Here is a 17,978-nt window from a genome sequence, read left to right on the forward strand (position 1 = left end):
TCTCCTTATCACAGGAAGGGGATGGGGCGGGTGGCTTCGGCCATCCGCCCTTTTTTTGGCCTTCGCCCTGCGCGCGGCCGTGGCTCCCGAAAATCCTTGCCTTGCTAAGAATTCGCGCTTGCATGCCTCGCTAGTCTCGCCATGATGGCACCGAGCGCCCGCGAAGAGGCCGCATGCCGTTGATCCGATCGAGAGGACTGCCCTTCATGCACAAGCGAATTGCCCTGGCCCTTGGCGCCGCAGTGCTTGCCCTGCCCGCCTTCGCCCAGACCAGCGTCACCAATCCCGATCCCGGTGACTGGCCGCTCTATGCACGCGACGCCAGCGGCACCCGCTTTGCTCCGATGGACGATATCAATCGCGGCAATGTCGCCAGCCTCGAGCAGGCCTGGAGCCTGGCGCTGCGGCCCGAAGGCGGCGGCGCCCTGCTCGGCGGCACCGTCCCGATCGTGATCGACGGGATCATGTATGTCCCCACGGGCACCGCGGTGCTGGCGCTCGAGGGCGATAGCGGCGAGGTGATCTGGCGGCACGAGATCACCGGCGGACTGGCACGGAGGGCCGTTTCCTACTGGCCGGGCGATGGCGAGCACAGTGCGCGCATCTATTACTCGACCGGCAGCGCGCTTCACGCCATTTCGCTGGCAACCGGCGAACCCGATCCGGGCTTCGGTACCGGCGGCTCGATCGCGATCGAGGGCACGCCCTATAATTACCCGCCGTCGATCTACAAGAATGTGATGGTGATCGGCGCCAATACCCAAGAAGATCCCCGCGGCGAGTCGGGAAATACCAGGGCCTTCGATGCACGCACCGGCGCCAAACTGTGGGAATTCAATGTCGTGCCGCGCCCCGGCGAAGTCGGCCACGAAACCTGGCTCGACGATGGCTGGAAGGACCGTTCGGGCACCAATATGTGGGTCTGGTACACGACCTACGATCCGGAAACCAACCTCCTTTATCACACGCTCGGCAGCCCCAGCCCGAACTATTACGGCGGCGACCGCCCGGGCGACAATCTGTTCGGAAATTCGATCGTCGCGCTCGATCTCGATAGCGGCGAATATCGCTGGCACTTCCAGACGATCCATCACGAGCTGTGGGACTGGGACCTGCCCGCCCCGCCGGTGCTGTTCGACCTCACCATCGACGGCAAGACCGTCCCGGCGCTCGCCGAAACCGGCAAGCCCGGCCTGATGTATATCTTGAACCGCAAGACCGGCGAGCCGATCCACGGGGTCAACGAGCATTTCGTCGCCGCCGCCAACGTCCCCGGCGAATGGTATTCGCCGACCCAGCCGATCCCGGTGAAGCCAAAGCCGCTCTCGAACATGTATTGGGATCCCTCGGACGTCGTCACCGCCGAGATCACCAATGAGGAACACGCCCGGGCCTGCCGCGACCTCTTGGATTCCTATGGCGGGACCTTCTTCAATTCGGGGCCGTTCACGCCGTTCTTCCTGCTCGATCCCAAGACCGATCCTCCGCGCGCTTCGATCAACCGCCCGCATAATGGCGGGGTCGTGTGGGGCGGCAGCGCCGCCGATCCGGGGCGCGGCATCGTCTATGTCAACACCAGCGAAGGCGGTTCGATCGGCTGGATCGAGGAACGCGATCCGGAAGGCGATTATGGCCGCGGGACCGCCACCTCGAACCAGAAATACGACCGCGGGAGCCTGATCGGGCCGGGCGCCTATTCGGGCTTCATGGCAAGCTTCGAGGACGAAGAAGGCAACAGCGTCACCCTCCCCTGCTTCAAGCCGCCCTGGGGCCGGCTCTATGCAGTCGACGCCAATAGCGGCGAGATCAAATGGGAGAAGCTGCTCGGCCTTTCCGAAGCGCTGGGCGAAGACAAGCAGAATACCGGCGCGAACAATTCCTCCGGCGGCCCGATGGCGACCGCCGGCGGGCTGGTGTTCATCGGCGCGACCGGGGACCGCCTGTTCCGCGCCTTCGATGCCGAGACCGGCGATATCCTGTGGCAGCAGCGGCTGGACTATGCCGCCCAGACCATCCCGATGAGCTATCGCGGCAAGGACGGAAAGCAATATGTCGCGGTGGTCGCCTCGGGCGTGAACGGGGCCATGCGCGGTCCCGACAACCGCCCGCTCAACCGCGAAGGCATCGTGGCATTTGCCTTGCCGGACTAGGCGCGGCAAACTGTCCCGGAGAGGATTTCAATGATGAACAAGATGTCTGCGCTGCTGACCGTTTGCCTCGCTGTCGCGGGGTTTGCGCTCTCGGGCGCCCGGGCACAGGAAACGGTCGTGACGCCCGAAGGCGCGCTGATGCAGGTGGATTCCGAGCTCGCCTACAAGCCCGGCGAGCTGACCCAGGAACAGCTCGACAGTTCGACCCGCGACCTGTTCACTGCCGACGGCATGAATGTCTTCCGCCGCTTCCCGCGCGAACAGACCGAAGCAATGGTCAAATTCTACACCGAAGCGCTCGCGCTCAAATCCTTGAGCCCGATCCAGCTGACCGCGACCCAGCAGATGATCCTGACCGGCGTCGGCAGCATGCAGATCAAGCTTTCGGCGGGCCAGCAAGGCGATCGCAAATACGACCTGGCGGGCGGCTGGAACGGAGGCACCGGCATCCGCTTTTTCATGCTGTCCTATCCCGACCCTGAAGTGGTCAAGCAGCGCTTCCGCGATGCCGGCTTCGAGGAGCCGCAATTCGTCGACCGGGACGATGGCTACAAACAGGCGCTGGTGCAGGACCCAGGCGGGTTCGACATCGTGATCCTGACCCGGCCGGGCCTGCCCGATCATTCGAATGCCGGGGTGCGTGTCGGGATCGGCGTCTCGGACCTTGCGCAGAGCCGCGCTTTCTATCGCGAATTCGTCGGCCTCGACGAGCTGGCGCCGGTTGATGCGAAAATCCTCGGGACCACGCTCTATCCCTACCAGCACAAGGAAACGATCCTGATGCTCTACGAGCCAGCCGGCAATGCGGTCGACAATGGCAGCGCCGGGATCCAGTATGTGGTGAGCGATGCCGCGATGGTCGATGCCAGGGCCAAGCGGCGCAATGTCGCAGTCGAAACCCCGCTCAACAAGCTGGCCGGCTTCGAACTCACGACGATCTGGCTCAACGATCCCGACGGTGTGACGAATTATTTCGCGCAAGTCGGGCCGAATCCGCGGGCGCCCGACTGACGCAGGGAAATTGCGCTGGCCGCAGGCTTACTTGGCGGCGTTTTCGAGGATGTAGGTGGCGAGGATGTCGATTTCCTCGTCGGTCATCGCTCCGGCGAAGCCCGGCATCGCACCCTGCCCGTTGTTGACGAGGCTGGTAATATAATCCTTGCTCAGCTTGGCATTCCTGTCGAGCGCCGGGCCGACATGGCCGGCCGCGCCCGCATCCTTCAGCACGTGGCAGGCGTTGCAGCCCCAATCGTTGAACAATTGGCGGCCCTGCGCCGCGGTATCGGTAGCGGCCGCCATTGCCGCCGGAACCGTCGAAATCCCGACCGTGGCTACGGCGAGGGCAGCAAAAATGCCAGCCAGTCCAGAGCGGCGAGCGCTGCGGGCGGAGACCATTTTCATCACTTCGAATCTTCCACTAATTGATTCTGTCCGGTTTATGGCGGGTGCCATTGTGCGAAAATCTTCTAGATTGCAACCCATGAATGAGAGATTGACGCCTGCAAACAATCGTTGACTCTGTCCAGAACAGGGGCGCAAAGCGTTGCTTGTGCAATTCGCGTGCACGGTGGTATTCGCGCAGCGCATCGCAAGCTTGGGAGAAAAGCATGGCCGGAAAGTTTCTAACAGCAACGGCGATGGGCCTGCTGCTGTCGTCCTGTGGCCAGGATTCGTCGGCAGGCCAGGACAACCGGGGTGAGACCTACCTCCAGGCGCACGACATCAAGCAATTGATGGCGACAGTCGTCCAGCCCCAATCCGAGGTGTTCTGGGGCGCCGCAGGGTCGATCTCCGACGAGACCGGGACCCACGATCTGCGTCCCACCACCGACGAGCGGTGGAACCAGGTCGTCAGTTCCGCGGCAACCGTCACCGAAATGGGCAATCTCCTGATGACCCCGCTTTACGCGGAAGGGCGCGGCGATGACTGGATCACCTTCTCGCGCGGACTCGTCCAGATCGGGCAGCGGGCCGAACAGGCAGCGCGCGACCGTGCAAGCGAAGACGAGCTCTTCACGCTCGGCGGCGACCTCTACAATGTCTGCCAGGCGTGCCACCAGGCCTATCCCCAGGAAGGCGAAGGCGCGCAGGCCGATCTGGAAGATCCGACGGCAGGATAGATTCATGGTGCTACGCAGGCATGTCTGGCCGCTTGCGGCACTGTACCTGTTGCTTTTCCTGACCGGCGCGGCGCTGGCGCATGACGTTGCCGAAGGCGACAAGGCCTTCGTCCAGACGATCGATGGCCCTGCCTTCATTCCGTTCCTCTATCTCGGGGCCAAGCACATGGTCACGGGCTACGACCATGTGTTCTTCCTGATCGGGGTGGTGTTCTTCCTCCATCGGCTGCGCGACGTGGTGCTGTATGTCTCGATGTTCACGATCGGCCATTCGACCACGCTGATAGCCGGGGTGCTGCTTGGCACCGGTGCCAATCCCTACATCGTCGACGCCATCATCGGCCTGTCGGTGATCTACAAGGGGGTCGAGAATATCGGCGGATTTGCCAGGCTGGGCCTGACGATCAATACCAAGCTGGCCGTGCTGGTCTTCGGCCTGTTTCACGGCCTCGGCCTCGCCACCAAGCTGCAGGATCTCGAAGCCTCCGAAAACGGATTGCTGACAAACCTGATCGGCTTCAATATCGGAGTCGAAGTCGGCCAGGTCATCGTGCTGACCGTCGTAGTGGTCCTGCTCAATCTCTGGCGCAAGACGCCAGGCTTCCAGCGCGGAGCATTTTTCGCCAATATCGCCCTGATCGGCGCCGGGCTGATCCTCACCGCCTACCAGATAAACGGATATTTGAACGCATGACTGAAACGACAGAACAACAAGCAGCGGGTTCGAGCCGCCAATGGATCATCGGCGCAGGCGGGCTCGTCCTGGCGGGTGCGGCGATCATGGTGCTGTTCGTGCTGCCGGCGGAATTCGGGATCGACCCGACCGGCGCCGGCAAGGCGCTGGGCCTGACCGAGATTTCCGATCCCGGCATGAGCGAGGAGCAACGCCGGGGCGCCTTGCGCGAAGGCGTGCTGACACTGAGCGACGAGCCGTTCGAACCCATCCCCGGCCAGGTGACCGATCAATGGGTACGCCAACTGGGGCCGTTCGAGTCCATCGAGTTCAAATATACGCTGAACGAAGGCGAGCCGCTCAACTTTGCATGGTCGGCGTCCGGACCGCTCAGCTATGACATGCACGCCCATCCCTTCGAAGGCGGCGAAGACCTGACCGAAAGTTACGGCGTCGACGAGGCGCGGTCGATGAGCGGGACCTATGTCCCAGCATTCACTGGCATTCACGGGTGGTTCTGGAGGAACGATTCGGTGGACAATGTCACTTTGACGCTCGATGCGTCGGGCTCGCTGACGGAAGCGACCGTGTTCGAGGGTTCGGCACAGATCAAGCGCGAAATCGTCCCGAATGCGGCAGCTGCAGCCGAAGCGGAGCCTGCCCAATAGGCCCTTGTCGACTGTCGTGCTTGCCCGGTCGAAAAAACGGATTTTGTCAATTTGAGCGAAATATGGCACTTGTTGGAATCCAGCCGGATCGGCTAGGCCGCAAAAATGTGAACCGCCCGCAGCGGTGATGGAAGTTTCTTGAGGAGAATATTCGTGAACAATCTGCCGTCGGGGCGCCGGGTCGGGCGCGCATGGGCATTGCGCAAGCTGGGCCTGGGTTGCAGTCTTGCGCTGGCCTGCACCCTTTCCACGCAGGCACTGGCACAGGGCGTCGATTACTCGACCTGGGAGAACTATCTCGGCGGCGGCGAAAGCTCGCAATATTCCTCGCTCGACCAGATCAATACCGGCAATGTCGATCAGCTCGAAGTGGCCTGGACCTTCGAGGCCGGCAGCGGCGGATTCGGCTTCATGTTCGGTCCGATTGTCGTTGACGGCGTGATGTATGCCGGAGCCGGAAGCGATCTCGTCGCGCTCGATGCAGCGACCGGCGAAGAGATCTGGCGCACTTCCTTCGAGGGCGGCATTGGCGGCCGGGGGATCAATCTCTGGCAAAGCGAAGACGGCAGCGAAAAGCGCCTGATGGTGCTCAATGGCGGCATATTGCGCGCCGTGAATGCCGATACCGGCGAAGTGATCCAGAGCTTCGGCACCAATGGCGGGGTCGACTTGCGCGATGCGCTCGACAGCGGCACGCCGCCGGCCCGTCCGTTGCAGACCAATAATCCCGGCCGGATTTTCGAGGACCTGATCATCGTCTCCCTTCCGGCGGGCGCCTATGACTACGCATCGTCGCCCGCGGATATCCAGGCCTATAATGTCCGCACGGGCGAACATGTCTGGACCTTCCATACCGTCCCGCATCCCGGCGAATTCGGATACGATACCTGGCCCGAGAACGAGCAGGACAAGCTGGGTGGCGTCCACAACTGGTCGGAATCGACGATCGACACCGAAAACGGGATCATCTTCATCCCGACCGGCACCGCCCGCTTCGACTTCTACGGCGGCAACCGCCCGGGCGACAACCTGTTCGGCAATTCGATCCTCGCGCTCAATGCCCGGACCGGCGAACGCATCTGGCATTTCCAGACGATCCACCACGATTTGTGGGACTACGACATTCCGATCGCGCCCAAGCTGATGACGATCAAGCGCGACGGCCAGGACGTTCCGATCGTGGTCCAGCCGACCAAGCAGGGTTTCCTGTTCGTCTTCAACCGGCTGACCGGCGAGCCGATCTGGCCGATCGAGGAGCGCCCGGTTCCCCAGTCCGACGTTCCCGGCGAGGTCGCCTCGCCGACCCAGCCATTCCCGACCTGGCCCGAGCCCTTCACCCGCCAGCGCTTCACCGAAGATGACATCAATCCCTACCTGCCCGAGGAGGACCAGGCGAAATTGCGCGAGATCCTGCGCAATTCCCGCAATGAAGGCCTGTTCACGCCGCCAAGTCTCGAAGGCACGATCATGATGCCCGGACATAATGGCGGCGCCAACTGGAGCATGGCGGCGATCGATCCCGAGCGCGCGCGGCTCTACATCGTCAACCGCAACATCCCGACGATGGCCAAGCTGGTTCCCGACACCCGCCCGACGGCGCTCGAGAATATGCCGAACAGCGGCGGCGATGTGCAGCCCTATCGTTCGCCGGTCGATTTCATGCTCCAGCCCAATGGCATGGTCGCGATCGCGCCGCCCTTCTCGTCGATCACGCTCTACGACATGAACACCGGCATCAAGCTGTGGCAGGTCCCCAATGGCGACATCGCTCCGCTGGCCGAACGGGGGATCACCAATACCGGCGCCCAGACGCCGCGCGGTTCGCCGGTCGTGACCGGCGGCGGCCTGCTGTTCATCGGCACCACCACCGATCGCACCATTCGCGCCCGCGATGCCAATACCGGCCAGATCCTGTGGGAGCACAAGGTCGATGCCGCAATCGAAGGCGTTCCCGCGGTCTATGAGGCCGATGGCCGCCAGTTCGTGGTCGTTCCTGTCGGCGGAGGAGGGCATTTCGCGACCGGCCTGGGCCTGCCCGAGCCCGGTTCCAACAAATATATTGCCTTCGCTCTCCCGAAAGCAGGTGAATGACCATGACATTGCGTCTTTCCGGGATTCTTGCCGCAACGTCTGCCGCAGCGCTGTGCGCGGCTTCGGCGAGCGCGCAATTCGGCCCGCCGCCCGGTCCGCCCGAGGAATTCGAGCCCGAAGTGCTGGCGCAGCTCGAGGCGATTCCGGCCGTGCCGAGGGACTACAAGCCCGCGCTGACCGAATGGGGCGAACCCGATTTCCGCGGCGGCTGGCCGGTCGATCACCTGAACGGCTTCCGCTTCGAACGCCTCGAAAACCAGGGCAACCGCTACTGGATGTCGGACAAGGAATTCGCGCAGAACCAGGAATTCGCGGAACGCCGGGCCGGCGGTTACCAGCGCATGCTCGAAGACAATACGCTCGGCATGGGCGCCTGGGTCGAACCGGGCGAAGCCAATCGCCGGACTTCGATGCTGATCGATCCGCCCAATGGGCGGCTCCCCGAAAAGACCGAGGAAGGCAAGCGCCGTTCGGACCTGATGCGGTCGAGCTATCGCATGGGCCAGACCTTCGACACCCCGCTCGATTTCGACAGCTGGGATCGCTGCATCACCCGCGGCCTGCCGGCTTCGATGTTCACCATCAACTACAATAACGGCATCCGCCTGTGGCAGGCGCCGGGGCTGGTCGCGATCCAGCTCGAGATGGTCCACGAAACGCGGATCATCTACACCGATGGGCGTCCGTCGATCTCGCCGGCAATCGATAACTGGATGGGTGAAAGCCGCGGCCACTGGGAAGACGGCAACACGCTGGTCGTCGAAACGACCAATTTCAAGCCCGGCCCGTCCGCCACCAATGTCGGCACCACCGGTTCGCCGTTCCAGAACGACACCCCGGTCAGCACCTCGGCGCATATGATCGAGCGCTTCACCATGACAGGCCCCGACACGATCGTGTATGAGGTGACCTGGAACGATCCCGTGATCTTCACCGCGCCTTGGACCGCACGGCTCCCCTGGCGGCGCAAGGACGATTACGAGTTCTACGAATATGCCTGCCACGAAGGCAATGTGCAGATCCGTGGCTATATCAGCTCGTCGAGAGCGGAGCGGGCACAGCAACAGGAGGATGCGGAATGAGAATGAAGTTTTCGAAAGCGAAGCTTGCAGCGGCATCGGTCGCGCTGGCTGCCGCGGCCTTGAGTGCGACGGCATTGACCCCGGTACTGGCGCAGCCGGTCCCCGACGACCTCACCGTGATGCCGCCGGTGCCAACCGACTTCGACCCACCCAGGACGCCGTGGGGCGATCCTGACCTCCGTGGAACCTGGCCGATCGACAACATCGCCAGCCTGTTCCTCCAGCGCAGTCCGCAATATGGCGACCGCTTCTGGCTGACCGAGGAGGAATACGCCCAGCGTGCGGCACAGGCCGCCGGATCGGACGCGCGCTACGCCGCCGAAGACGAACAGGGCAAGATCGGCATGGGCCACTGGGTCGAATCCGACGCTTCGGGCCGCCGCACGTCGCTGCTGGTCGATCCGCCCAACGGCCGCCTCCCCGAATTCACCGAATACGGCAAGAACATGATGGCGATCGGCCGTTCCAGCTGGGTCGCCGGCCAGACCTTCGACTGGACCACCGATTTCGACAATTGGGACCGCTGCATCACCCGTGCTTTCCCCGCCTCGATGCTGCCCTTCCGCTACAATAACGGCATCCGCATCTTCCAGGCGCCGGGCTTTGTCGTGATCGACCTCGAGATGATTCACGATTCCCGCGTGATCCCGATCGTCGAAAAGGGCGCGGTCAGGCACAACGATTCTCGCGTGAAGGAATGGATGGGCGACAGCGTCGGCTATTGGGACGGCAACACGCTGGTGATCGAAACCGACAACATCATGCCCGGTGGTTCCCCGCTCAACATGGCGACCATGGGCGCCCCGCCCAACAATGTCATTCCGACTTCGGACGAGGCCAAGGCCATCGAGCGGCTGACCATGACCAATCCGGACCACATCATCTACGAATTGACCTATTCGGATCCCAAGGTCTGGACCAGGCCCTGGACCGCCCGGGTCGACTGGACGCGCAATGAGGAATACGAGTTCTTCGAATATGCCTGCCATGAAGGCAATGTGCAGGTGCGCAACTACATCACCTCGTCGCGGGCGCTGCGCGGCACCGACGCCGCGATGCGGGAAGACGAAGAATCCGCCGCGAACTGATCGGGATGTCCTTCGCGCAAGCCCGCCGGAAGGCGTTGATCGGCCTGGCCCCTGTAACCCTCGCGGCTGCAGGGGCCGCCGCCTTGGCGCAGGATGGGGATTTGTCCGTCCTGCCCGTGCCTTCGGACGAATACGCCCCGGCAAGGACCTCGTGGGGTGAGCCCGATTTCCGGGGCGGTTGGCCGATCGATCACCTGAACAGCCGCACGCCGCTGCAGCGCGAAGAGCAGTTCGGCGAGCGCATCTTCCTCACCGAGGAGGAGTTTGCCGAGCGCGAGGGCATGGTGGCCGAACTGGCGCGCCGCTACGAGAACGAGGACGAGAAGAACCAGCTGGGGATCGGCCATTGGGCGGAAGTCTATCCGGCCAACCGCCGCACGAGCTGGATCGTCGACCCGGTGGATGGCCGCCTTCCGGCCAAGACACCCGAAGGCGAGCGCCTGTCGGCGGAAATGGGTTCGACCTGGCGCGCCGGGCAGGAGTTCGACTGGATCGACGATTTCGACAGCTGGGACCGCTGCATATCGCGCGGGCTACCGGCGTCGATGTTCCCCTTCATGTACAATAACGGGATGCGGATTTTCCAGGCGCCCGGCCTGGTCGCGATCCAGATGGAAATGGTCCACGAGACGCGGATCGTCTACACCGACGGCCGGCCATCGATCTCGCCCGCGATCCGCCACTGGACCGGCGAAAGCCGCGGCCATTGGGAAGACGCCAATACGCTGGTGATCGAGACCACCAATTTCCTGCCCGGTCCTTCGGCGACCAATATCGGGACCACCGGCTCGCCGCGCGAGAACGACACCCCGGTCAGCGCACAGGCGAAAATGGTCGAGCGGCTGCACATGATCGGCCCGGACGAAATCACCTATGACGTCACCTGGAGCGACCCGGTCGTGTTCACGAAGCCGTGGACCGCGCGGCTCGACTGGAAACGCGACGAGACCTACGAGATCTTCGAATATGCCTGCCACGAAGGCAACGTCCAGATCCGCAATTACATCAGCGCCTCGCGCGCCGGGCGCGCCCAGGCAGCCAACAACGGAGAGTAATGCCATGAGCACACGCGCAAAGGCGCTGCACCTCGCCCTTTCGACAGCCCTGCTGGCTTCGGCCGGTGTCGCGCATGCGCAATTCGGACCGCCCGCAGAGCTGCCAGCGATGCAGCAGCCGATCCAGACCGACAAGGGCCTGGTCAAGGGCTATCCGGGGATCGAGCCCGGGGTGGTTGCGTTTACCGGCATCCCGTTTGGCGCCCCCCCGGTCGGAGAAAACCGTTTCAAGGTGCCGCAGCCGGTCGAACCCTGGGAAGGCGTGCTCGATGCCAAGCATTTCAAGCCGCCCTGTATCCAGAACTCGGGCCTGCCGCGCTACAAGAATGCCGCGGTCGACGAACAGCAGAACCCGCAAATGTCCGAGGACTGCCTCTACCTCAATGTCTGGACCGCTGCGGCAAGCGCCGACGAGAAGCGCCCGGTGATGCTGTGGCTATATGGCGGCGCCTATACCGATGGCGGCGGCAACAGCCCCTATAATCGCGGAGACCACATCGCGGCGACCGGCGCGGTCATGGTCACCATGAATTACCGGCTCGGATCGCTCGGCTTCTTCTCCCATCCCGAGCTGGACGCGGAGTCCGAACACGGCACCTCGGGCAACCAGGCGCTGGCCGACGTGATCGCCGTGCTCAGATGGATCCGCGACAATATCGAACAGTTCGGCGGCGATCCCGACAATGTCACAATCTTCGGCCAGTCGGCCGGTGCCGCGATTGCCGGCGGCCTGCTCGGCTCACCCGAAGCAGCGGGGCTGTTCCACCGGGCAATCCCGCAAAGCGGAGGCTATATGGCGCTCGGCATCGCCCAGATGGCCAAGAAAGCGAATGCGGTCCAGCAGACCGCCAATGCGCTGGGCCAGCTTGGCAATCCCTCGCTGGCCGAACTGCGCGCCATGCCGGCGGTCGAACTGTTCCAGAAGGTTCGCGGTCAGGGCATGATCGTCGATGGCTGGATCATCCCGCAGGATGTTTCGCTGACCATTGCCGAAGGCAAGCAGAACGCAGTCGACATCCTGACCGGCTCGAACGAGATGGAATTTGCCTTTGGCGGAGGATTCGGTCCGCCGGCGACCGCCGAGAGCTGGAAGGCTGGCGCGGCGCAGCGTTGGCGCGACCTCGCCGATCTCGGGATGGCCGCCTATCCCGCGGAGACCGACGAAGAGGCCCGGGCCGTGTCGGGCATGCCGGGAGTCGATGCGATGGCCTGGCACCACCGGCTGATGGCCGAGGATGCCGTTTCGCTCGGCAAGAACGGCTACCAGTACCTCTTTACCAACCGCCCGCATTACGCCAACGGGGCCGACACCGGCACCACCCATGCCGGCGAAGTCGCCTTCGTGCTCGGCACGCTCGACGAGGAGCGGCTGTTCCCCGACGGCAGCTCGCGCAAGCTCAACAGCCGCGATCCGAAGATGTGGGAGTTCTCGGACCAGGTGATGCAGTATTGGGTGAACTTTGCCCGCACCGGCAATCCCAACGGCGAGGGCCTGCCCTATTGGCCGTCTGTCGCCGAATCCCCCGATAACGAGGCCATGCTGCTCACCAGCACCGGTTCGGCTCCGGGCGAATGGGCGACCGATGCCCAGATCAAGTTCCACAGCGCGGTCTACCAGCGCGACGTGCTGACCCCGCTCGGGATCGAGCGCGATCCGGGGCCCGATGGCGAGTAGGGGCTGGCGCATTCGCCACAGGAAAAGGCCGCGGGACCAAACCGGTCTCGCGGCCTTTTCCTATGCCCGGGGGTCAGCTCAGTAATAGAAGCTGAGCGTGAACCCGATCGCGCGGCCGAAGAAGATCACCAGCAGCCAGAATGTCAGCGACAGGGCCCCGGCCAGCTTGACCGCGAAGGGGATATCGGCGGCGGTATCCCACCGGTCGACATTCTTCCAGGTCACGAACTGGAAATAGGCCATGTTGATCCCGGCCAGCACCATCAGGCCCATCTTGGTCAGGAAATAGGGGTTGATCATGTAGCTCGAAGCCTTGCTGACGAACAGCAGCGAGCCGGTGATCGCAGCCAGGATGAAAGCGATCCAGGTCAGCCGCACCGTGTCGCGCTCGATCTTGGAGATCGCACTGCCGGTCGAAGCGAGGCCGAGCATCCGCAGATCCATGATCAGGATCGCGCCGAACACCGTGACCAGCGCGATGACGTGCCCGGTTTCGATCATCGGGAATGCGATCGGGTCGGTGGCGAGATAATCGCCAAGCGCAGAAAATTCGATCTTCTGCCAGAGAGTCATTTCTTCGGTTGCCATGATAATCCCCTTAGACCGGCGCGTAGGCGATCCAGCGGCCACCCAGCATGATCACGCACCACAGCACGATCAACAGGACCGCAACGAGCTTGTAGGACGCGGAAAGCGCCCCGGTCGAACCGATCTTGCTGACCTTCGCGTTGAAGGCGAGGCTGATCGGCACCGTTACGGCGATCGCGACCATCTTGAGCCAGAAGATCGGGTTCGGCAGTTCGCGCACCGGCTCGCCGATGATCAGCAGCAGCCCGCTCACCAGGAGCACCACGAAGGCCCAGCGAATCCACGGAACGAAACGGGCCGAGGTCTGCGCCAGCGTGCGATGCCCGCCGAGCAGGCCGAGCACCTGCAGGTTGATCATCAGCACCGATCCGAACAGTGCCGCAATCGCGGCGATATGAAACACCTGGATCGTTGGAATCGCCCAGAAATTCGACTGGATCCACTGGCACAAGGCTGTGTCGCTGATCCAGAACGCCAGATCGTTGAGAAATGTCGAGCGCAGCCACTCGGCAAATCTGAATAATAGGTCGCCTATCATGAGCGCATCGGTCCCTTCATTCTTCCCCCGTCGCCGCCATGCGCGGTTCGATCGGCTTGCCGCCCCGGTCGAATCACGCCTGTCGGCTGTCGAGCGCATTCTGGAGGAGCATCCTCAAGAGGGCAATTCGTTAGACAGCCAACAAAGCATTGTCAAAGCCGTTCATTGACCCTAAAACAGGACAAAGTCATCTAGCAGGGCGATGGCCGCGCGCCCGGATCCGGGCAAATCGGAGAGGACAATCATGCGAATCGCTGCGAGCCTAACTCTGGCGGCAAGTCTTGCGTTTGCCCCGTCTGCGGGCGTGCAGGCGCAGGCGGAAATGCCTGCTGGCGACTGGCGGACGATCCATCGCGATCTGGCCGCGACCCGCTATTCTCCGCTGGACGATATCAACAAGTCGAACGTTGCCACACTGGTCGAGGCCTGGTCCTATCCGCTGCGTGCATTCAACAATGCGGTGCCGCTGGTGATCGACGGCGTGATGTATGTGACCGCCGGTACGAGGGTGGTCGCGCTCGATGCCGATAGCGGCACGGAAATCTGGACCCATGAGGAGCCGCGCCCCGAAGGCCAGCAATTCGGTGGCGGCGTCTCCGGGCGTGGGCTGGCCTACTGGCCGGGTGATGAGAGCAACGCGCCCCGCCTGCTGGTGATGGCCGGCTCTCACATGATTGCGCTCGATGCGGCAAGCGGCTCCCTGGTCGACAGCTTCGGAGAAGGCGGGAAGGCGGAAGTTGGGGTCAGCTATGGCGGCACCCCGACGGTCTACAAGAATGTCGCGATCATCGGAGCGGCAACGCTGGAAAGTCCGCAAGGGGATCCCGGCAACCCGCGGGCTTTCGATGTCCTGACCGGCAAGAAGCTGTGGGAATTCGATACCACGCCCGATGCCGGACAGCCTTTCAGCGAGACCTGGGGCGATGGCTGGAAGGACCGCGGCGGGACCAATATGTGGGGTTTCGCCGCCACAGTCGACGAAGCCAGCGACACGGTCTACCTGCCGATCGCCGGGCCGGCCCATAATTACTATGGCGGCGATCGTCCCGGCGCCAACGTGTTCGGCAATTCGGTCGTCGCGGTCGATCTCCAGACCGGTGCCTATAAGTGGCATTTCCAGACCGTGCACCACGATTTGTGGGATATCGACATGTCGCATGCCGGCCCGCTGTTCCCGGTGACGGTGAACGGCAAGCGCGAGCTGGTGCTGGCCAATGTCGGCAAGTCGAGCAATTTCTTCGTGCTCGATGCGGCCGACGGGCATCCGGTCCATCCGGTTGCCGAAGTGCCGGTTCCTCCGGGTAACGTGCCGGGCGAATATTATCACCCGACCCAGCCGATCCCGGTGGTTACCCCGCCGCTCAGCCGGGTGCGGATGGATTACCAGGACATCGTCACCGCAGAGGATACCACGCCCGAACATGCCGCGGCCTGTCGCGCGATGTGGGAAAAGGCCGGCGGCTTCATCAACTGGGGGCCGTACACACCGTTCCTGTACCGCGACGAGAATTCGCCGCTGGTCTCGACGATCCAGCTTCCCGGCGGGATTGGCGGAGTAAATTGGGGCGGCCCGGCAGCCGATCCGGAAACCGGCCTGGTCTATGTCAACGCGATCGACACATCGCTGGTCGGCTGGGTCGAGAAAGTGCCCGAAGGCAGCCCGCCCTACAGCTTCGATGCGCGCATCGCGCCGGAATACGACCGCGCCAGCGTGGACGGGAAGGGTCCGTTTTTCAGCTACAATGCCCCGTTGTCGGGCGAATATGACGAGAATGGCCGCCCGGTCGGGCAGGCCCTGCCCTGCTACAAGCCGCCATGGGCGCGCCTGACCGCAGTCGATGCCAATACCGGGGCAATCAGATGGGCGGTGCCTCTGGGCTTGTATGAAGGCCTGCCAGAGGGCAAGAATGTGCTGGGCAATGCCGGCAGCGCGGGTCCGACCGTAACCGCGGGCGGGCTTGTATTTGTCGGCGCGACGAACGACAAGCGCTTCAGGGCGTTTGACTCGGCCTCGGGCGAACAATTGTGGGAGGCGGTTTTAGGGAATAATGCGAATGCCAACCCGATGAGCTATCGGGGCAAGAGCGGCAAGCAATATGTCGCGATCAATGCGGGCGGTTCGATTGTGACCTTTGCGCTTCCAGGTGAAGATATCTGACAGGAGTGGATATGCCGGGAATTAAACAAATTTTGAAGGGCGCAGCCGCAGCCGCGGTGCTGATGGTCGGCGCCGGCGGGGCCTTGGCCCACGATGTCGAGAGGATCGGCGGCAAGCCGAACCTCAACGGTATCTGGCAGGTCATGAACACCGCCAATTACGATCTCGAGCCGCATTCGGCGTCCGACAATTCCAAGGCGGCGATTTCGCGGCTGCAAGGCGCGCTCGCGGCGACTCCGGCCGGGCTCGGAGTGGTCGTCGGCGGGACGATTCCCTACAAGGAAGAGGCCAAGGCCCTGCGCGAGCAGCATCGCCGCGATGCTCCGGGCTGGGATCCGGAAGCGGCCTGCTACCTGCCCGGCATTCCGCGCGCGACCTATATCGACCTGCCGTTCCAGATCATCCAGGACGGCCAGGGCGACATGCTGTTCGTCTATGAATACGCATCGGCGAACCGCGTGATCAACATGCAGGATATCGAAATCCCGCCGATCGACACCTGGATGGGCACATCCTACGGCCAGTGGGATGGCGATACGCTGGTCGTCACCACGCTTTCGCAGAGCCCGGGCGACTACAAGGGCCCGGAAGGCGAAATGCGCGCGACCATGACCTGGCTCGACCGGTCGGGCAACTACATTTCCAACCACGCGACAGTGACCGAGCGGTTTACCGCGAACGGCCCGAATCACATCGATTACGAAGTGACGATCGACGATCCGGAGGTATTTACCCGCCCCTGGACGATGAAGATGCCGCTTTATCGGCGGATGGAAGAAAATGCCCAGCTGCTCGAGTTCAAGTGCGTTCCGTTCTCGGAATTGCTGCTTTACGGCGATCTGCTGGAAACTGATTCAGGACAATGAACCGTTCAGGTTCGGCGGGCTAAACAGGCCCGGCAATGCATCAAGGAGTACCTAATATGTTCAAGAAGGCCTGGCGTACCGCCCTCATCGGCGCCGTGCTTGCAACGGGCGCGGTGGCTGGAACCGCCTATGCCCATCACTCGTTCGCGGCCGAATTCGATCGCAACAAGCCGATCAAGATCGAAGGCGAAGTGGTCAAGTTCGAATGGGTCAATCCGCATTCGTGGATCCACATCCGCACGACCCGCAACGGCAAGGTCGAGGTCTGGCGCGTCGAAGGCGGCGCACCCAGCGCGCTGCTCCGCCGCGGCTGGAACAGAAATTCGCTGCCGGCCGGCACCAAGGTGATCGTGCAGGCCTTCCAGGCCCGCGACGGCGACACCCGTGCATCGGCTGCCGAAATCAGCTTCCCCGACGGGCGCGAGCTTTCGCTCGGCAACCCGACCACGGAAGCAGCGGCAGCAGCGGCCCGCCGCGCGCAGGGCAACTAGGCCTTGATGGAATAACGGACCGCGAGGTCCGGATGACGGCCCGGAAGGTTCTCGCCTTCCGGGCCTTTCCTGTGCGCCCTATCCGCCTTCTTCCTTGAGCATCGCCTCGAGCATGAAGGTTGCCTCCGCCGCAGCGGGAATTCCGAGATATTCCATCGCCAGCAGGAAGACTTCGCGCAGTTCCTCGGGCTCGACGCCATTGGCCAGCGCACCCTGCAGATGCACCCGCACCTGTTTCATCCGGTTCGCGCCCAGCAGCATCGCCACCACCAGCATGCTGCGCTCGCGATTGGTCAGCCCCTCGCGCTGCCAGATCTCGCCGAAGCAGAATTCGGTGACATATTCCTGCAGCGGCCGGCCGATGTCGCTCGCCGCCTCATGCGCTCCTTCGGCTCCGGCATGGCCGAACATATGCCGCCTGAGGTCGATCCCCTTCCTGTAGGCGTCGCTCCCGTTTCCCATCGCTATTTCTCCCACTCGTCCTTGTACCAGCCGAGGATCGCCTCGCTGTGATCGGCGGCCGGGCCGCATTGCGCCACCGCCTGTTTCATCCGCTCGTCGACCAATTCGCTGAGCGGCGCATCGAGCCCCAGTTCCGCGCCAAGTTTCCGCGCGATCCCGACATCCTTGGCGAGCAGGCCCAGGAGGAACCCGGTCGACCAGGCGCGGGTGACGACATGGTCCTTCATCACCAGTTCCGAGACGAAACTGCGCCCGGTCGAAACATTGATGATC

The 17,978-nt window shown here is 63.2% G+C and carries 19 protein-coding genes; 14 read left to right on the forward strand and 5 right to left on the reverse strand.

Annotation, left to right across the window (positions count from 1 at the left end):
* The first annotated feature begins 206 nt into the window (after positions 1–206).
* Positions 207–2,150 carry an outer membrane protein assembly factor BamB family protein gene (locus tag AC16XC_RS09655; RefSeq protein WP_484034444.1) on the forward strand — a complete coding sequence of 648 codons (1,944 nt, stop codon included), beginning with the start codon at positions 207–209 and terminating at the stop codon, positions 2,148–2,150.
* 33 nt (positions 2,151–2,183) lie between these two features.
* Positions 2,184–3,161: a VOC family protein gene (locus AC16XC_RS09660; protein ID WP_484034445.1), complete on the forward strand. Its 978-nt coding sequence runs from the start codon at positions 2,184–2,186 to the stop codon at positions 3,159–3,161.
* Positions 3,162–3,188: 27 nt separating this feature from the next.
* Here the strand turns inward: AC16XC_RS09660 and AC16XC_RS09665 are convergent, their stop codons facing one another.
* A complete protein-coding gene (locus AC16XC_RS09665; RefSeq protein WP_484034446.1) occupies positions 3,189–3,551 on the reverse strand; it encodes a c-type cytochrome in 363 nt (120 codons plus the stop codon).
* Between the two features lie 206 nt (positions 3,552–3,757).
* Here AC16XC_RS09665 and AC16XC_RS09670 point away from each other — a divergent pair, with 206 nt between their 5' ends.
* The 8 genes from AC16XC_RS09670 (at position 3,758) to AC16XC_RS09705 (ending at position 12,602) form a co-directional block, all read left to right on the forward strand.
* The gene (locus AC16XC_RS09670) at positions 3,758–4,270 is read left to right on the forward strand and encodes a hypothetical protein (protein WP_484034447.1); all 513 of its coding nucleotides are present in this window, start codon (positions 3,758–3,760) and stop codon (positions 4,268–4,270) included.
* Positions 4,271–4,274: 4 nt separating this feature from the next.
* A complete protein-coding gene (locus tag AC16XC_RS09675) occupies positions 4,275–4,964 on the forward strand; it encodes a HupE/UreJ family protein (RefSeq protein WP_484034448.1) in 690 nt (229 codons plus the stop codon).
* Positions 4,961–5,611 carry a hypothetical protein gene (locus AC16XC_RS09680; protein ID WP_484034449.1) on the forward strand — a complete coding sequence of 217 codons (651 nt, stop codon included), beginning with the start codon at positions 4,961–4,963 and terminating at the stop codon, positions 5,609–5,611. Before AC16XC_RS09675 ends, AC16XC_RS09680 begins: the two co-directional genes overlap by 4 nt.
* Positions 5,612–5,764: 153 nt before the next feature.
* Complete coding sequence (locus AC16XC_RS09685) at positions 5,765–7,702, forward strand: outer membrane protein assembly factor BamB family protein (RefSeq protein ID WP_484034450.1); 1,938 nt, start codon at positions 5,765–5,767, stop codon at positions 7,700–7,702.
* Between the two features lie 2 nt (positions 7,703–7,704).
* Positions 7,705–8,784, forward strand: coding sequence for a hypothetical protein (locus tag AC16XC_RS09690; RefSeq protein WP_484034451.1), 1,080 nt, complete (start codon positions 7,705–7,707; stop codon positions 8,782–8,784).
* Positions 8,781–9,872: a hypothetical protein gene (locus tag AC16XC_RS09695; RefSeq protein ID WP_484034452.1), complete on the forward strand. Its 1,092-nt coding sequence runs from the start codon at positions 8,781–8,783 to the stop codon at positions 9,870–9,872. Before AC16XC_RS09690 ends, AC16XC_RS09695 begins: the two co-directional genes overlap by 4 nt.
* A 101-nt stretch (positions 9,873–9,973) precedes the next feature.
* Positions 9,974–10,927: a hypothetical protein gene (locus AC16XC_RS09700; protein ID WP_484034453.1), complete on the forward strand. Its 954-nt coding sequence runs from the start codon at positions 9,974–9,976 to the stop codon at positions 10,925–10,927.
* 4 nt (positions 10,928–10,931) lie between these two features.
* Positions 10,932–12,602: a carboxylesterase/lipase family protein gene (locus AC16XC_RS09705; RefSeq protein ID WP_484034454.1), complete on the forward strand. Its 1,671-nt coding sequence runs from the start codon at positions 10,932–10,934 to the stop codon at positions 12,600–12,602.
* Between the two features lie 78 nt (positions 12,603–12,680).
* On the opposite strand, the gene AC16XC_RS09710 is transcribed toward AC16XC_RS09705, so the two are convergent.
* On the reverse strand, positions 12,681–13,190 hold the full coding sequence (locus AC16XC_RS09710) for a DUF6644 family protein (RefSeq protein ID WP_484034455.1): 510 nt from the start codon (positions 13,188–13,190) through the stop codon (positions 12,681–12,683).
* A 10-nt stretch (positions 13,191–13,200) separates the two neighbouring features.
* Complete coding sequence (locus tag AC16XC_RS09715) at positions 13,201–13,728, reverse strand: DUF6644 family protein (protein WP_484034456.1); 528 nt, start codon at positions 13,726–13,728, stop codon at positions 13,201–13,203.
* Here AC16XC_RS09715 and AC16XC_RS09720 point away from each other — a divergent pair.
* From AC16XC_RS09720 to AC16XC_RS09735, 4 genes are all read left to right on the forward strand, one after another.
* Complete coding sequence (locus AC16XC_RS09720; RefSeq protein ID WP_484034457.1) at positions 13,727–13,897, forward strand: hypothetical protein; 171 nt, start codon at positions 13,727–13,729, stop codon at positions 13,895–13,897. The two genes, AC16XC_RS09715 and AC16XC_RS09720, sit on opposite strands and share 2 nt — an antisense overlap.
* 153 nt (positions 13,898–14,050) lie before the next feature.
* Entirely contained in the window at positions 14,051–15,886 is a 1,836-nt protein-coding gene (locus AC16XC_RS09725) for an outer membrane protein assembly factor BamB family protein (protein ID WP_484034458.1), read from the forward strand.
* 32 nt (positions 15,887–15,918) lie between these two features.
* Positions 15,919–16,752, forward strand: a complete 834-nt coding sequence (locus tag AC16XC_RS09730; protein WP_484034459.1) for a hypothetical protein — start codon at positions 15,919–15,921, stop codon at positions 16,750–16,752.
* 56 nt (positions 16,753–16,808) lie between these two features.
* Entirely contained in the window at positions 16,809–17,243 is a 435-nt protein-coding gene (locus AC16XC_RS09735; protein WP_484034460.1) for a DUF6152 family protein, read from the forward strand.
* Between the two features lie 78 nt (positions 17,244–17,321).
* Here the strand turns inward: AC16XC_RS09735 and AC16XC_RS09740 are convergent, their stop codons facing one another.
* Both AC16XC_RS09740 and AC16XC_RS09745 read right to left on the reverse strand, forming a co-directional pair.
* Positions 17,322–17,705 carry a carboxymuconolactone decarboxylase family protein gene (locus AC16XC_RS09740; RefSeq protein ID WP_484034461.1) on the reverse strand — a complete coding sequence of 128 codons (384 nt, stop codon included), beginning with the start codon at positions 17,703–17,705 and terminating at the stop codon, positions 17,322–17,324.
* Positions 17,706–17,707: 2 nt separating this feature from the next.
* Positions 17,708–17,978 (reverse strand): NAD-binding protein (locus AC16XC_RS09745; RefSeq protein ID WP_484034462.1); only part of this gene is annotated, 271 nt, incomplete at its 5' end.

Source organism: Candidatus Andeanibacterium sp., assembly GCF_057143545.1.

What these genes read in the sequence shown, in the direction of transcription:
- AC16XC_RS09675 (WP_484034448.1), top strand. Translation starts at nt 4,275, where the DNA reads ATGGTGCTACGCAGGCATGTCTGGCCGCTTGCGGCACTGTACCTGTTG.
- AC16XC_RS09710 (WP_484034455.1), bottom strand. Translation starts at nt 13,190, where the DNA reads ATGGCAACCGAAGAAATGACTCTCTGGCAGAAGATCGAATTTTCTGCG.
- AC16XC_RS09740 (WP_484034461.1), bottom strand. Translation starts at nt 17,705, where the DNA reads ATGGGAAACGGGAGCGACGCCTACAGGAAGGGGATCGACCTCAGGCGG.
- AC16XC_RS09715 (WP_484034456.1), bottom strand. Translation starts at nt 13,728, where the DNA reads ATGATAGGCGACCTATTATTCAGATTTGCCGAGTGGCTGCGCTCGACA.
- AC16XC_RS09690 (WP_484034451.1), top strand. Translation starts at nt 7,705, where the DNA reads ATGACATTGCGTCTTTCCGGGATTCTTGCCGCAACGTCTGCCGCAGCG.
- AC16XC_RS09665 (WP_484034446.1), bottom strand. Translation starts at nt 3,551, where the DNA reads ATGAAAATGGTCTCCGCCCGCAGCGCTCGCCGCTCTGGACTGGCTGGC.
- AC16XC_RS09660 (WP_484034445.1), top strand. Translation starts at nt 2,184, where the DNA reads ATGAACAAGATGTCTGCGCTGCTGACCGTTTGCCTCGCTGTCGCGGGG.
- AC16XC_RS09680 (WP_484034449.1), top strand. Translation starts at nt 4,961, where the DNA reads ATGACTGAAACGACAGAACAACAAGCAGCGGGTTCGAGCCGCCAATGG.
- AC16XC_RS09735 (WP_484034460.1), top strand. Translation starts at nt 16,809, where the DNA reads ATGTTCAAGAAGGCCTGGCGTACCGCCCTCATCGGCGCCGTGCTTGCA.
- AC16XC_RS09725 (WP_484034458.1), top strand. Translation starts at nt 14,051, where the DNA reads ATGCCTGCTGGCGACTGGCGGACGATCCATCGCGATCTGGCCGCGACC.
- AC16XC_RS09705 (WP_484034454.1), top strand. Translation starts at nt 10,932, where the DNA reads ATGAGCACACGCGCAAAGGCGCTGCACCTCGCCCTTTCGACAGCCCTG.
- AC16XC_RS09695 (WP_484034452.1), top strand. Translation starts at nt 8,781, where the DNA reads ATGAGAATGAAGTTTTCGAAAGCGAAGCTTGCAGCGGCATCGGTCGCG.
- AC16XC_RS09655 (WP_484034444.1), top strand. Translation starts at nt 207, where the DNA reads ATGCACAAGCGAATTGCCCTGGCCCTTGGCGCCGCAGTGCTTGCCCTG.
- AC16XC_RS09720 (WP_484034457.1), top strand. Translation starts at nt 13,727, where the DNA reads ATGAGCGCATCGGTCCCTTCATTCTTCCCCCGTCGCCGCCATGCGCGG.
- AC16XC_RS09670 (WP_484034447.1), top strand. Translation starts at nt 3,758, where the DNA reads ATGGCCGGAAAGTTTCTAACAGCAACGGCGATGGGCCTGCTGCTGTCG.